The 14,474-nt window shown below is 43.9% G+C and carries 15 protein-coding genes; 9 read left to right on the top strand and 6 right to left on the bottom strand.

Going from position 1 to position 14,474, the window contains the following annotated elements:
• Nucleotides 1–9 precede the first annotated feature (9 nt).
• The 5 genes from liaH to liaR all read left to right on the top strand — a co-directional run bounded on the left by liaH (nucleotide 10) and on the right by liaR (nucleotide 4,111).
• A complete protein-coding gene (gene liaH, locus ACZ07B_RS13465; protein ID WP_003243047.1) occupies nucleotides 10–687 on the top strand; it encodes a stress responsive protein LiaH in 678 nt (225 codons plus the stop codon).
• A gap of 100 nt (nucleotides 688–787) precedes the next feature.
• Nucleotides 788–1,660 carry a LiaG family protein gene (gene liaG / locus ACZ07B_RS13460; RefSeq protein ID WP_464877313.1) on the top strand — a complete coding sequence of 291 codons (873 nt, stop codon included), beginning with the start codon at nucleotides 788–790 and terminating at the stop codon, nucleotides 1,658–1,660.
• Between the two features lie 33 nt (nucleotides 1,661–1,693).
• The gene (liaF, locus tag ACZ07B_RS13455; protein ID WP_100505807.1) at nucleotides 1,694–2,419 is read left to right on the top strand and encodes a LiaRS two-component regulatory system accessory protein LiaF; all 726 of its coding nucleotides are present in this window, start codon (nucleotides 1,694–1,696) and stop codon (nucleotides 2,417–2,419) included.
• Complete coding sequence (liaS, locus tag ACZ07B_RS13450; protein WP_464877312.1) at nucleotides 2,416–3,498, top strand: two-component system sensor histidine kinase LiaS; 1,083 nt, start codon at nucleotides 2,416–2,418, stop codon at nucleotides 3,496–3,498. The genes liaF and liaS overlap by 4 nt, the downstream gene beginning before the upstream one ends.
• Nucleotides 3,476–4,111, top strand: a complete 636-nt coding sequence (liaR, locus tag ACZ07B_RS13445; protein WP_123373831.1) for a two-component system response regulator LiaR — start codon at nucleotides 3,476–3,478, stop codon at nucleotides 4,109–4,111. Before liaS ends, liaR begins: the two co-directional genes overlap by 23 nt.
• Before the next feature lie 7 nt (nucleotides 4,112–4,118).
• Here liaR and gerAC read toward each other — a convergent pair whose 3' ends face one another.
• From gerAC to gerAA, 3 genes are read right to left on the bottom strand one after another with little or no spacing between them, the layout of a single operon-like run.
• Nucleotides 4,119–5,240 carry a spore germination receptor protein GerAC gene (gerAC, locus tag ACZ07B_RS13440; RefSeq protein ID WP_124059076.1) on the bottom strand — a complete coding sequence of 374 codons (1,122 nt, stop codon included), beginning with the start codon at nucleotides 5,238–5,240 and terminating at the stop codon, nucleotides 4,119–4,121.
• Nucleotides 5,237–6,334, bottom strand: coding sequence for a spore germination receptor protein GerAB (gerAB, locus tag ACZ07B_RS13435; protein WP_464877311.1), 1,098 nt, complete (start codon nucleotides 6,332–6,334; stop codon nucleotides 5,237–5,239). The genes gerAC and gerAB overlap by 4 nt, the downstream gene beginning before the upstream one ends.
• Nucleotides 6,303–7,751, bottom strand: a complete 1,449-nt coding sequence (gene gerAA, locus ACZ07B_RS13430; RefSeq protein WP_014477941.1) for a spore germination receptor protein GerAA — start codon at nucleotides 7,749–7,751, stop codon at nucleotides 6,303–6,305. The genes gerAB and gerAA overlap by 32 nt, the downstream gene beginning before the upstream one ends.
• A 117-nt stretch (nucleotides 7,752–7,868) precedes the next feature.
• On the opposite strand from gerAA, the gene ACZ07B_RS13425 reads away from it, so the two are divergent.
• Both ACZ07B_RS13425 and fumC read left to right on the top strand, forming a co-directional pair.
• The gene (locus ACZ07B_RS13425) at nucleotides 7,869–8,054 is read left to right on the top strand and encodes a YvzF family protein (RefSeq protein ID WP_003244599.1); all 186 of its coding nucleotides are present in this window, start codon (nucleotides 7,869–7,871) and stop codon (nucleotides 8,052–8,054) included.
• Nucleotides 8,055–8,120: 66 nt separating this feature from the next.
• Nucleotides 8,121–9,509 carry a class II fumarate hydratase gene (fumC, locus tag ACZ07B_RS13420; protein ID WP_003228523.1) on the top strand — a complete coding sequence of 463 codons (1,389 nt, stop codon included), beginning with the start codon at nucleotides 8,121–8,123 and terminating at the stop codon, nucleotides 9,507–9,509.
• 39 nt (nucleotides 9,510–9,548) lie between these two features.
• Here fumC and ACZ07B_RS13415 read toward each other — a convergent pair whose 3' ends face one another.
• Complete coding sequence (locus tag ACZ07B_RS13415; RefSeq protein WP_064671601.1) at nucleotides 9,549–10,424, bottom strand: TetR/AcrR family transcriptional regulator; 876 nt, start codon at nucleotides 10,422–10,424, stop codon at nucleotides 9,549–9,551.
• 167 nt (nucleotides 10,425–10,591) lie between these two features.
• On the opposite strand from ACZ07B_RS13415, the gene spxO reads away from it, so the two are divergent.
• Nucleotides 10,592–10,756 carry an anti-adapter protein SpxO gene (spxO, locus tag ACZ07B_RS13410; protein WP_003221681.1) on the top strand — a complete coding sequence of 55 codons (165 nt, stop codon included), beginning with the start codon at nucleotides 10,592–10,594 and terminating at the stop codon, nucleotides 10,754–10,756.
• 27 nt (nucleotides 10,757–10,783) lie between these two features.
• Here the strand turns inward: spxO and cssS are convergent, their stop codons facing one another.
• Nucleotides 10,784–12,139, bottom strand: coding sequence for a secretion stress-responsive two-component system sensor histidine kinase CssS (cssS, locus tag ACZ07B_RS13405; protein ID WP_003228527.1), 1,356 nt, complete (start codon nucleotides 12,137–12,139; stop codon nucleotides 10,784–10,786).
• Entirely contained in the window at nucleotides 12,136–12,813 is a 678-nt protein-coding gene (gene cssR, locus ACZ07B_RS13400; RefSeq protein WP_003228529.1) for a secretion stress-responsive two-component system response regulator CssR, read from the bottom strand. Before cssR ends, cssS begins: the two co-directional genes overlap by 4 nt.
• Before the next feature lie 277 nt (nucleotides 12,814–13,090).
• Here cssR and htrB point away from each other — a divergent pair, with 277 nt between their 5' ends.
• Nucleotides 13,091–14,467, top strand: a complete 1,377-nt coding sequence (gene htrB, locus ACZ07B_RS13395; RefSeq protein ID WP_464877310.1) for a serine protease Do-like protein HtrB — start codon at nucleotides 13,091–13,093, stop codon at nucleotides 14,465–14,467.
• The last annotated feature ends 7 nt before the right edge of the window (nucleotides 14,468–14,474 follow it).

Genomic DNA, 14,474 nt, shown 5'->3' with positions numbered 1-14,474 from the left:
GAATTAGGTATGGTATTAAAAAGAATCAGAGACATGTTTGTTGCGTCAGTTCATGAAGGACTTGATAAAATGGAGAATCCAAAGGTGATGCTGAATCAATATGTACGCGATATGGAAAGCGACATCGCAAAAGCAAAGCAAACAATTGTGAAACAGCACACGATTGCCTATCAATTTAAGAAAAAATATGAAGAAGCCGCTGAAGTGGCTGGCAAACGGAAAAATCAGGCACAGCTCGCATTTGACGCAGGTGAAGAAGAACTGGCGAAAAAGGCGCTGACTGAAATGAAGTATTTAGAAGGGAAGGCGGCTGAGCATAAAGCTTCCTATGAACAGGCTAACAGTCAGCTGGCTGACCTGAAAGAGCAGCTGGCGGCACTTGAAACAAAGCTTCAGGACGTAAAGGATAAAAAACAGGCGCTGATTGCGCGGGCAAATGCGGCGAAAGCTAAAGAGCATATGAATACGACATTTGACAAAATTGACAGTGAAAGCGCGTATCGTGAATTTTTACGTATTGAAAATCGTATTGAAGAAATGGAAATCCGCGCGAATTATTCAAAGTCAGCGGAAGCCGGCACAGAACTTACACGTAAAGAATTCGCAGACGATGTGGAAGCGGAGATTGAAAAAATGCGGACACTTTCACTGCAAAAATCAGACCAGACAAAAGCGGCAAATGAATAAGCGGAACGGGGAAGGATTTGCGGTCAAGTCCTTCCCTTCCGCACGTATCAATTCGCAAGCTTTTCCTTTATAATAGAATGAATGAGAAGGATGAAACCGAATGAAAAAAATGCTTGGCAAACTGTTGATCACTGCCGGTATTCTGGTTTTTTTCGCCGTCGTCGTAAAAGATGTGTTTGCTGCAGGCCTGGGTTTCATAAATGGCACAGAAGCCGATTCAGCCAGCGCATCGCCGCGGGACATTGACAGCATGGTCATTGAGTCGGATAGCAAGGATGTCCGGATTATAGCGGAAGAACGAAGTGACATATCGGCAGGCATTTCAGGAGACTCAGGAAAGTTATTTGTTACTGAAAACAATAGAAAACTGGAGCTGACCGTAAAGGAAAAAGAATTTCAATTTTTGAATGGGTTTAACCGTTCAACTCTTATCGTCAGGCTTCCGTATGATTATAAAGGTGATCTGGCAGTACGAACCTCAAGCGGGGACGTGTCTGTGGTCGGAAATGACCATCTTGCGCTTTCCAGGCTGAACACAGTATCTGCGAGCGGAAATGCGAGCGTGACGGACGTCCGCCTTCAAGACCTGAAAGTGAAGGCGTCATCGGGGGATGTAACCATTTCAAATACCGTCTCCAAAACATCCGGCATTGATTTAGCTTCAGGGGACGCAAATCTGGTTCATGTATCAGGCTCTCTTGATGTGAAAATGACTTCAGGAGATTTTAATGCTGTATTGACAAAGATAACCGGTCCCGTATCTGTCACGCTGACAAGCGGTGATGCCAATCTAAGCCTTCCCAAAAACGGCAGCTTTACAGTCAAAGCGAAATCAGCGAGCGGTGACGTCAGTTCGCCGTATTCATTTGCTGATAAAGCACATAAAGAGCAGCATCACATCACAGGCACGCAAGGAAGCGGCCGGCATCCAATCGACATTAAAACGGACAGCGGGGATCTAGCGATACGGTAGCACCAGGCAGAAGAAAGGAGGCGGACACCAGGAATGACAAAAAAACAGCTTCTCGGATTGATCATTGCTTTATTCGGCATCAGTATGTTTTTGCAAATTATCGGAATAGGCGATCTGCTGTTTTGGCCGCTCTTTTTTCTGATTGCCGGCTATTTCCTTAAAAAATATTCCCGTGATTGGCTTGGCTCCGTCATGTATATCTTTGCCGCGTTTCTATTTTTGAAAAACCTCTTCAGCATCACCTTTAATTTATTCGGCTATGCGTTTGCCGCATTTCTGATTTACGCCGGCTACAGGCTTATCAAAGGGAAGCCGATATTTGAACCGAATGAGAAACAGGTCAATCTCAATAAAAAAGAACATCATGAGACGCCAAAAGATGTAAAACATCCCGACATGCGCAGCTTTTTTATCGGAGAGCTGCAAATGATGAAGCAGCCGTTTGACCTGAATGATTTAAATGTCTCTGGTTTTATCGGTGATATCAAAATCGATTTGTCTAAAGCGATGATTCCCGAGGGAGAAAGCACAATCGTCATTAGCGGAGTCATTGGAAACGTTGATATATATGTACCATCGGACCTTGAAGTGGCTGTCAGCTCGGCTGTTTTTATAGGAGACATCAATCTGATTGGCTCGAAGAAAAGCGGATTAAGCACGAAGGTATATGCCGCGTCAACCGATTTCAGCGAGTCAAAGCGCCGGGTCAAAGTGTCCGTTTCTTTATTTATCGGTGATGTGGATGTGAAGTACGTATGAGAAAAAAAATGCTTGCCAGCCTCCAATGGCGCGCCATCCGCATGACAACGGGAATCAGCCTGCTCCTTTTTGTTTGCCTGATTTCTTTTATGATGTTTTACTATCGGCTCGATCCGCTTGTTTTGCTGTCATCAAGCTGGTTCGGAATTCCGTTTATCCTGATTTTGCTTCTGATCAGCGTGACCGTCGGTTTCGCCTCAGGGTATATGTACGGCAACCGGTTGAAGGCAAGGATTGATACATTAATTGAATCCATTTTAACCTTTGAAAACGGCAATTTCGCTTATCGGATACCGCCGCTCGGTGATGATGAAATCGGCCTGGCCGCTGATCAGCTGAACGAAATGGCGAAGCGCGTGGAGCTTCAAGTCGCATCCCTGCAGAAACTTTCCAATGAACGTGCGGAATGGCAGGCGCAAATGAAGAAGTCGGTTATCTCAGAAGAACGCCAGCGATTAGCCAGAGATCTTCATGACGCGGTCAGCCAGCAGCTCTTTGCCATATCGATGATGACATCAGCCGTGCTGGAACATGTCAAGGATGCTGATGATAAAACAGTCAAGCGGATCAAGATGGTCGAGCATATGGCAGGCGAAGCCCAAAATGAGATGAGGGCGCTGCTGCTCCATTTACGGCCTGTTACTCTTGAAGGAAAAGGGCTGAAGGAGGGCCTTACGGAGCTTTTGGACGAGTTCCGAAAAAAGCAGCCGATTGATATTGAGTGGGATATACAGGACACAGCGATATCCAAGGGTGTTGAAGACCATTTGTTCAGAATTGTGCAGGAGGCCCTTTCAAACGTATTTAGACATTCAAAAGCGTCAAAAGTAACCGTGATTCTGGGCATAAAGAACAGCCAGCTCCGTCTGAAGGTGATTGATAATGGAAAAGGCTTCAAAATGGACCAGGTGAAAGCATCCTCATACGGATTGAATTCTATGAAAGAACGTGCAAGTGAAATCGGCGGGGTCGCCGAAGTGATTTCAGTAGAAGGAAAAGGCACTCAAATCGAAGTGAAGGTCCCGATTTTCCCGGAAGAAAAAGGAGAGAACGAACGTGATTCGAGTATTATTGATTGATGATCATGAAATGGTCAGAATGGGGCTCGCGGCTTTTTTGGAGGCGCAGCCCGATATTGAAGTCATCGGCGAAGCATCGGACGGCAGCGAAGGTGTTCGGCTTGCTGTGGAACTGTCGCCTGATGTCATTTTAATGGACCTTGTCATGGAGGGCATGGATGGCATTGAAGCTACAAAGCAAATTTGCCGGGAGCTTTCCGACCCGAAAATTATTGTACTCACTAGCTTCATTGATGATGACAAAGTGTACCCGGTTATTGAAGCTGGCGCGCTCAGCTATCTGTTGAAAACCTCAAAAGCGGCAGAAATCGCCGATGCCATCCGCGCCGCAAGCAAGGGAGAGCCGAAGCTGGAGTCAAAAGTGGCGGGAAAAGTATTATCCAGGCTGCGCCACTCAGGTGAAAACGCGCTCCCGCATGAATCGCTTACGAAACGGGAGCTCGAAATACTCTGCCTGATCGCAGAAGGAAAGACAAACAAAGAAATAGGCGAGGAACTGTTTATTACGATTAAAACAGTCAAAACACATATTACCAATATTTTATCAAAGCTGGATGTCAGTGACCGGACGCAGGCGGCGGTATACGCACATCGAAACCATCTCGTAAAATAGGCGGCTGCTATTTGTTGGCGCCTTTCGTTCCGAAGTCTCTGACAACCACATTGACCCGGTAGTCTATTTCCGCATTGCTGAAATAATCATCATCCCATTTTCTTGAAATCTTTTTCCACTTTTGAGGATAATGAATTCTGACCTCGTTTCCCAGCCCGGTTACGTCCGCTTTGATCTCTTTCTGCAGCTTCTCTGTAATAAATGACGTTACTGTTTCGTGTACTCGTTTTTCGACTGTCTTTTCAATACTTTTAATATATGAATCCTTAAACGAGTCTTCATTGGGATTCCAGTCCTCAGATAGACGACCTTCAATATTGCGGGTAACGGTGAATTTGAACTTTCCGTCCTTGTATGCCGTCTTGATCTTCCGATTGCTCGAATATACTTCATAAGAAAAGAGATGGCCATCGCGCTTCAAGTCAATGACGCCTCCTTCGACAGTGCCTGAAAATAAGTTGATATTTTGAATCTCAATCGGGGTGAGATCCCGGTGCCATAATTTGTTTTTGATGATAGAGGCTCCGTTTATCGCGAGCTTGCCGTTTTCCTTACCGACATGAGGGATGAGGAATGAATCGTCAGAGGTTAAGTGTTCTGAGATCTCCCCCAATGTAACTGGCTCCATCATTCTGATCGTCACCTTATTATTCTCTGTCAGATCATATATCACGTTGGATGCGGGTTCACCTTCATCATTCATTTTAAATATATCCTTAGTTCGGCCGTTGGTGATAAAGACGTAGGAACTCCTCCTTGTTCCGTTGTCTCTGACAAACTGGTTAATGATCGCGTCCATTCCAATTTGATCCGCAATCACGCTTTTGGAAAGCAGAATGAGACGCAAATGCTGTGAAAACGTAGGATTATGCTTTAATGCAGAGGTTCTCATCATTTGATGGACAGTTTCACCCTTTGTGATAGAAAGCTGTGTCGGATCAGATGAAGAGCCCTCCTTGGCGCTGATTTTTTTCGGCACGAGAATTTGCTGTGTCAGCTCTAAATTTTCATCGTCAGGCTTGTCTAGCCCTACTCCGATCACTAAGCTTAATTCCTCGATATTCTCACTGTCCCAGCATCCGGACAGCAATAGGGTGCATATAAACATACATAAAATCCGGATTTTCATTTTGCTGTAATCCTCCTCTTGAGAGCTACAATGAAAAAGAGAATGAAGGGAAGCAGAAACAGGCAGACGAAAATGTACCCGAGATAATCGCTGTACATCATGACTTGATTGGCGTCATCCGGCCAGAGAGAAAAATAAAAGACCGTTATGCCGATAATCACCATGCTTGTTTTAGTCGATAACCCAAACGTCTTCTTTAGTCCGTTAGCGGCAAAATATCCGTAAATGACAAAAGTCGTGAAAAACTGGATAATCCAGACGACCAGTAAAAAGGATTCAAACCGTTCAATAAATATGCCTTTAAGCTCAAAGGACTGAAAGAGAGAAATAGTCGGCCAAATCAGCGTTTTCACCTCGGGAGCGGTCAAAGCTCCGACAACGAGAATATACGTCAGGATATATAAAATAATCGGAATCAAAAATCCTATAGATGCATACCTGAACGTGTATTTCTTTTTCTTCATATTTTCAGGGAGAAACAGCATTACTTCCATTCCTAAAAAAGAGATGGAAACAACGGTAAGGGAGTTTGCAATGGGGCCAAGGCCTTGGCCTAAAACAGGACGCAAATTATTGATATCAAAAATTTTAAAACTGATCCCAAACACAACCAGCAAAATAATAATGGTTACCGTTAAATAAAAGGGAAACAGCCGCGACACATCGCTTAAGCCCCCAACCATTAAATAAATACCGCAGCAAATAAACGTTAATATAATGACTTGAATTGGGGTTCTCTCCAGCAGGAAAAACTTCACCATTTCAGCCATTGCCCGGGTCTCGAAGCTGGCTACGCCGAGGAAATAGCCGCAGATCAAAAGGCCGATGATGCTGCCGATCCATTTCCCAAGCCCTTCCTTCAAATATTCAAAGAGTGAAGGGTATTGATGTTTTTTCTGAATGAGCGTGTTTAAATAAATGAAGAAAATAAAAATGAAACCTTCTAATATCAGCGTGATCCAGCCGTCAGGCGTATTAGCCTTAGTGGTCAGCGCTCGCGGCAATGTTAAAAGTCCGGCCCCAAGCATTGTATTTGCAACAATAGAAATACCTTGAAAGGTATTAAGTTTCAGTGGAGTCTGTTTTTGGCTCATTTGGATTATTCGCCTCTTTTGGTTTGTTTTTAATTGGGAGACGGATAATGGAGTCATCCGTATTTTTCAGGCTAAAGAATCCGTTTGGCGAAAAATACGGAGACCCAAAGCTCGTTTGTCTCGTTAAGTGCGTATAAACGACAAGCATAAATAAAATAATGCCGTACAGTCCTAAAATAGCGGCGGAAAACATCGAAATAAAACGCAGCACCCGGAAAGACAGACCCATTCCGTATTGAGGAACGGTAAAGGATGCCAGGGCAATGACACTGACGACAATGACCATAATCGAACTGACGAGATTCGCTTCTACAGCAGCCTGTCCGATGACCACGCCCCCTACGAGGCCGATCGTCTGTCCGAGCGGATTGGGGAGTCGCAGCCCGGCTTCCCTTAGCAGCTCGATGGTTACTTCCATCAGCAGGGCTTCAAATATCGGAGGGAACGGCACGTTTTCCCTGTTCGCCGAAATCGTGACGGCGAGCGCGGTCGGCAGCAGCCCCTGATGGAAGGAAACGAGTGCAATATAAATCGATGACAAAAACAAGGTGATAAAGATAGAAGCAAAGCGCAGCGACCGGATAAGAGATGCTGAAATCCAGCGTTCATAGTAGTCATCCGGGGATTGCATCAGGATGCCGAGAGAAACCGGCACCAGCAGCACAAATGGTGAACTGTCGACCAAAATTGCCACACGGCCGTTAAACAGGGCTGAAGATACTTTGTCAGGTCTTTCCGTATTTTGTATCTGCGGAAATGGTGAATATTTATTATCTTCAATGAGCTCCTCGAGCGTTCCGCTGTCCTGGATATCTTCCAGCTGGATATTTTTAAGCCGCGCCTTCACTTCTTTTATGACGGACTTTTTCGCTTTGCCCTCAATGTACATAATGGCTGCGGGCTTCAGCTTGTTTTCGCCGATCATGATTTTTTTGGTGATCAATTTCGGATGAGAGGTTCTTTGTCTGATCAGAGCGAGATTTGTATCAATATCCTCTACAAACGCAACTTTTGGGCCGCGTACCACTTTTTCAGTTGTCGGCTCTGTCAAGCTTCTTGTTTTTTTCTTTCCTGTGGTCAGAATATAGGCTTTATCCAATCCGTTGATAAACACAGCACAATTGCCGTTGAGAATCGATTCAATCGTTTTTTTTGCGGTTTCAATAGGTCTTGCGTCAAGCTGGTCAAGGCGTTTTTTGACCTGGTCAAGCGTTAAGGTCTCCTCATCTTTAATTAAAGTTTTAATGGCTTCTGACACCTTATTCTCATCAGTCAGTTCACTGAAATAGAGATAGTAAAAAACCAGTCCGTTCGCAAGCATTTTTTTGTTTTTCACCAGATCATCGTTTTCTTTTAATTTTGGCAGCACCAATGCTAAATTATCGTGTATATATTCCTTAAACTCTGTTTGTTCCAATGAGGTCACCTCTTATCCAAAACCTTAGTAGAGGTTATCTTTTCCTGTTAAAAAAATGATATACTGTGTTAGAGTATTTCATGGAGTAAGTTTTTTTATGAAAGCGGAGGAGACGAAGTGGCACAGGTAAGGCTAGCTGGAAAACAAGAAGAAATTGAACAGCTCATTAGATCATTTGAACAGCATTATGATGTCTCTTATACATCAAAGGAGTACGGAAGGACGAATCCAAAATACAAATATTCAAAGGATTCCCGCGTATATCTTGAATTAAAATTAAAATCTGCCAAGATCGAAAAATAAAAAGGATTTTTTGTGTCATTGGCGAATTATGATCTATTGAAGCAACCGTTATGGAGGGATACATAAATGGAATACAGAATTGAACGAGACACCATGGGAGAAGTAAAAGTTCCTGCTGATAAATTTTGGGGCGCCCAAACACAGCGAAGCAAGGAGAACTTTAAGATCGGTTCTGAAAAAATGCCGATGCGTGTTGTGAAGGCGTTTGCAATCTTAAAACGAAGCACTGCTCTAGCTAATAAACGCCTCGGCAATCTGGATGCTGAAAAAGCAGAAGCGATTGCAGCGGTTTGTGATGATGTGCTCAAAGGCAAGTACGATGACAACTTCCCGCTTGTCGTATGGCAGACCGGAAGCGGCACACAAAGCAATATGAACATGAACGAAGTGGTAGCCAACCGTGCGACTGCTTTATTAAAAGAGAAGAACTCTGATCAAACGATTCATCCAAATGATGACGTGAACCGAAGCCAAAGCTCAAACGACACATTCCCGACTGCGATGCATGTTGCCGCTGTTTTGGCTGTTTACGAGCAGCTTGTGCCGGCGCTTGATCAGCTTCGCAATACACTGGATGAAAAAGCAAAAGCATACAATGATATTGTCAAAATCGGACGCACGCATCTTCAGGATGCTACGCCACTGACCCTCGGACAGGAAATCAGCGGATGGGTTCACATGCTGGACCGTTCGAAGGAAATGATTTTGGAAGCGACAGATAAAATGCGTGCGCTTGCAATTGGTGGAACGGCTGTCGGAACGGGTATCAACGCCCACCCAGAGTTTGGAGAGCTTGTCTCAGAAGAGATCACTAAGCTGACCGGCCAAACGTTCAGCAGCTCGCCGAATAAATTCCACGCGCTGACAAGCCATGACGAAATCACTTATGCGCATGGCGCATTAAAAGCGCTTGCGGCTGACTTAATGAAAATCGCGAACGATGTCAGATGGCTCGCAAGCGGACCTCGCTGCGGCATCGGGGAGATCGTCATTCCTGAAAATGAGCCGGGAAGCTCCATTATGCCTGGTAAAGTCAACCCGACACAAAGCGAAGCGTTAACAATGATCGCAGCGCAAATCATGGGGAACGATGCGACAATCGGCTTTGCGGCGAGTCAGGGGAACTTTGAACTGAACGTGTTTAAGCCTGTTATTATTTACAACTTCCTGCAATCTGTGCAGCTGCTCAGTGACGGCATGAATTCATTCCATGATAAATGTGCTGTCGGTATTGAGCCTAATAAAGAAACCATTCAGGAAAACCTGTCAAATTCATTAATGCTTGTTACGGCGCTGAACCCGCATATCGGTTATGAAAACGCGGCGAAAATCGCCAAGCTTGCCCATAAAGAGGGATTGACGCTCAAAGAAGCAGCTTTGAAGCTTGAATTGCTGACAGAGGAGCAATTTAACGAAATGGTTAAGCCGGAAGACATGGTAAAACCAAAGGCGTAATAGAAAGAAAGAACGGCTGCTTTTTAAGCAGCCGTTCTTCTAAATATGTTGCTGTTTTAATAAATATTTAAGCTGTTCCGCATCTTTGGCGAGAGCTTCAGACTCCGTCAGATTATGAATCATTCCTTTAATGATCACAAGCTTCGGTGTTTTTTTCTTCATTTCTGCTTCAAGTATGTCCAAGCTCTCCGATAATTCAAGAGAGGAGTTTGTGTTTAAGCTGTTAATTTTGTCACGTAGGCTTTTCACAATCGATTCAGTCAGCGGGTCAGGCCGTCCGTGCGTAAGAGGCCCGAATAAAGAACTCGCCTCTTCCAATGTGATGAAAGGCTTATCGTTTCGTTCAGACATGCCTTTTACCATATCATCTATTCGATTCATAATGATATCAGCTAATTGAGACGGCTTTACAGTGTACCCGAGCAAAATCATGCATTCCAGGTAAATCTGGCTGATGCCCTCTATTAAAAAACAAAGCTCAGCAGTGTACGGTTCCGCTTTTTTTCCATAGATGTTCAGCAGGCTGTCGATATGAAATTGAAGTGAGGACTGGCGGATTTTTTTTGCGCATTGCTCCACTTCTTCTGTGTAAGGCAGAGAACCTTCCTTCAACTGCATACTGATAAAATCTTTGTGTTCAAGAATGTTTTCATAGAGGACGGTCAGCTGTTTACGGTAAGCCGTTCTGGGGCTGTCGCCCTTCGTTTTAATATTTAAAATTCGGGTAAACGTTTTATCATAATAGTAGTTCAGCATAGAGAGAAGAAGCGCTTCTTTCGAAGGAAAATAAATATAAAAAGCGCCTTTAGATATTTTGCATTCTTTTGCGATTTCCTGAACTGATGTTGAGTTGTATCCTTTTTGGGCAAATAGTTTTAAGGCTGTTTCAATAATCAGTTTTTCTTTTTCCTTCAATGGTTCCACCCTTTCGGAGCCCGGAGGCCTGCTAGGATATGACCATATAGTCACACCGTCTGTTATAAAATTAACCTTATTGTAACTTGTTTTTTTATCATGTATTATTTATATTATAAATTGAGATGACCGAATGGTCAAAGCTCAAGCGAAAGGGTGAATCTAGAATGAGAGAATTGGACGAAATGATCAGCCGCTTGCGAAACAGAGGAATCAAAGTGGAGAAAGTCAAATATCCGAAGCAGACCTTGTCAGAGAAAAAATGGGTTCATCAATGCAAACAGCCGCTCAAAACAAATTACAGAGATTTTAACGGCTATTCTTTCACATAAAAAAATAGACTGCAAAACATCTACAGTCTATTTTGGCACTGCTATGCGGTATGTTACACCCGTTTTGTCATTTTCAATTGAGATAGATGCCTTATGAAGAGTTAAAATTCGTTTTACGATGCTTAGACCAATGCCGAATTCGCCTTTCTTCCCTTTATTAAAAGGCTCATAGAGGCTGGAGAGCATCTCATCTTCAATATGCGGACCGTCATTTTTAATGGTGATCACGATATTTCGATCATCTTGTTTCATGCTGATTTCTATTTTTGTCTCAGCATAGCGGATTTGATTTTCCAGAATGTTTTCGAGGAGTTTGTTCCATTGCTCCGGATCGCCCGGCATCAAAATATCCTCTTCTACATCAATTTCCCACGATAGTTCTTTCCGCGCCCACTTCAATCGTTCGATGACTTCTTCTGTCACTTCCACAATACTGAACATGTCGTGCTGCACTTTTTGCTTCGCTAAATAATCCAGCTTCGTTAAATATAATAAATCCTTTATTTTTTTCTCCAGCTTAAGAGCTTCGCATTCAATAACATCTACAGTGTTTTCAAGGTCTCCTTTAGGAAAAATCCCGTCTTTAATTGATTGTGTATAGCCTCTGATGACCATGACCGGCGTTTTTAAATCATGAGAGATATTTTGCAATAGAGTTCTTTCTGTTTCATCCTTTTGCACAAGCTTTTGGCGCATCTCTTCGATGGTATGGCCCAATTTGCCGATTTCATCTTTCCGGTCCACTTTTACTGGGTCATCCCAATCCTGTTCAGAAATCCGTTTGACGTGTTTTTCAAATGATACAAGAGGCCTTGATAAATACTTTGCAAGCCAAATAGCCGGAATCCAGCTTAATAAAATGACGACAGCTATAATAAACAGAAGCTGTTTGAACAAGGTATAGGCCAAATCGTCCCGATAAGAATCAAGCGCGTAAGAGAGCATCATCGCTGATTGTCCATTGACGGAAAGTCCCTTTTTAATGACAAAAAACACTTTCTCTCCATTGACGTCGGCGCTGTAACGTTTCTTTTTAGCTTCCTGCTTATCAGCCAGCTTGTACACCTTGTGGATAAATGAAGATGACAGAATGCTTAAATCCTTGTCTGAAGAAGCCTCTTCATTTTCAGGAAGGAGCACGTGCTGTACGGAGCGGACAGTTGTTGGCGCCGTCGCTTCCTCGCTGTAATAGCGCCTTTCAATCGAACCTGGCAGGCGGTACTCTGTCAGAACATGCTGCTCATTTTCAATCGTCGTATACGTTTCATTAGTGAAAAAATCGCGCAGCGTGTTTGAAAATAACACTAGCAGTAAAATCGATATTGCTAACAGGATGCCGGATATCACAACCCATATCTGAAACGCGAGCGGTTTGTTTTTCATGATGACATCATCCTGTAGCCGAAACCGTAAATCGTTTCCACCTTCAATTCAGGCATCTTTCTGCGCAGTCTCCGGACGAGATCATCAACGACCCGGTCTGTTCCGAAGTAGTCATGTCCCCACACTTTTAGGAGGATATCCTCACGAGAGTATGGATGCCCTTTATGATGGATAAATAATAGCAGCAGATCAAATTCCTTTGACGTCAAATTGATGATATTCCCGTTTTCGTCATAGACCTCGCGGGCGTCTTCAGCGACCCGATACGAGGAGACGGCAATTTCATTTTTTTGTACAGGAGGAGCTTCCTTATATACGAGCTGCAGCAGCTTTTGCACACGGATAATCAGCTCCCGCGGCAGAAACGGCTTTGAAATGTAGTCATTGCTGCCAAGCTCTAAGCCAAGCACTCTGTCAATATCCGCATCTCGGGCGGAAATAAAAATGACCGGCACGTCAGGATCTTTCGCCTTGATTTCTTTTATTAATGTATAGCCGTCGGTATCCGGCAGCATGATATCGAGAATCCATAGGTGGGGAGACGGTGTCATTTTCTTTCTGGCGTCTTCACCTTTCGTAAAAGATGTAATGTTCCAGCCCTCATTCTCTAAATACTTCGTTAGCAGTTCATTCAGGTTATCCTCATCTTCAACTAGATAAATGGTGTATGACAAGGCTCTTCACATCCTTTCAACGTCATTATAAACTAGTTTTAACATACGGCAGGCAATTTTCATAATTTCACATATTCTTTTCATTTTTATCCCACAATGTTTGTTTATGATATGTATAAGGGAAGAAAGGAAGAGAAAAAGAGCGAGGAAGATGTAGGATGATCAAACATATTCTATTTTGGTGCTTTGCTTTTCTCCTCATTATTGGGACAATTGAACTTGTACATGCGATGAATATGTAACGATAAATGAATAACCGTTAAAGGAGTGTAAGAACATGGATTATCGACGTGATGGCCAAAACGATCAACATCAAACTGAACCTTCACATACAGAACAGCAGAATACAGAAAACCAGAAGCTGATTGGACATTCTGAACAAGAATTGCTTGACGCGCCTGAGTCGTATGAAGCGGGACGGCAGGAAACGGCTTCTGCTTTAGAAATGGAAAAGCAAGAAACGGCTGTGAAAAAAGAAAAGAAACGGAGAGCCGCATGGCTGAGCCCGATTTTAGGCGGTATTATCAGCGGGGGTCTCATGCTTGGCATCGCGCCTTATCTGCCGTCAGACCAAAATCAGGCGACCGAGACCGCTTCCGCAAATAAACAGGTGCAGTCTGATAATTTTACAACGGCGCCGATAACGAACGCATCAAACATCGCTGATATGGTAGAGGATTTAGAGCCTACGATTGTCGGAATCTCAAATATCCAAACCTCTCAAAATAACACATTCGGCACGGGAGGAGGCTCCAGCTCAGAAAGTGAAAGCGGAACCGGGTCAGGTGTTATTTTCAAAAAAGACAGCAATAAAGCGTATATCATTACAAACAACCATGTCGTTGAAGGCGCGAACAAGCTGACTGTTACGCTATACAACGGAGAAACGGAAACTGCCAAGCTTGTCGGCAGCGATACCATTACTGATTTGGCAGTTTTGGAAATCAGCAGCAAGAACGTCAAAAAAGTGGCGAGCTTTGGTGATTCTTCACAGCTGCGCACTGGCGAAAAGGTAATCGCTATCGGTAACCCGCTCGGACAGCAGTTTTCCGGTACGGTGACACAAGGCATCATTAGCGGACTGAACCGGACAATTGATGTGGATACAACACAAGGGACGGTGGAAATGAACGTGCTGCAAACCGATGCAGCGATCAATCCGGGGAACAGCGGAGGCCCATTAATCAATGCAAGTGGCCAGGTCATCGGCATCAACAGCTTGAAGGTGAGCGAAAGCGGCGTGGAATCACTTGGATTTGCGATCCCAAGCAATGATGTCGAGCCGATTGTTGACCAGCTGCTGCAAAACGGGAAGGTGGACCGTCCGTTTTTAGGCGTGCAGATGATTGACATGTCACAAGTTCCTGAAACCTATCAGGAAAATACGCTCGGCCTGTTTGGAGATCAATTGGGCAAAGGTGTTTATGTAAAAGAAGTTCAAGCAAATTCACCGGCAGAAAAAGCAGGTATTAAATCTGAGGATGTCATTGTCAAACTAAACGGTAAAGACGTGGAAAGCAGTGCGGATATCCGTCAGATCCTTTACAAAGACTTAAAAGTCGGAGATAAAACAACAATCCAAGTGCTGCGAAAGGGAAAAACGAAAACGTTGAACGCGACACTGACCAAGCAGACAGAAAGCAGTTCAAGCTAAGAAAAAA

This window comes from Bacillus sp. 9.4 (assembly GCF_055486415.1).
Note: the sequence above shows the minus strand (reverse complement) of the source record. Positions and strands in the feature narration are given on the sequence as shown.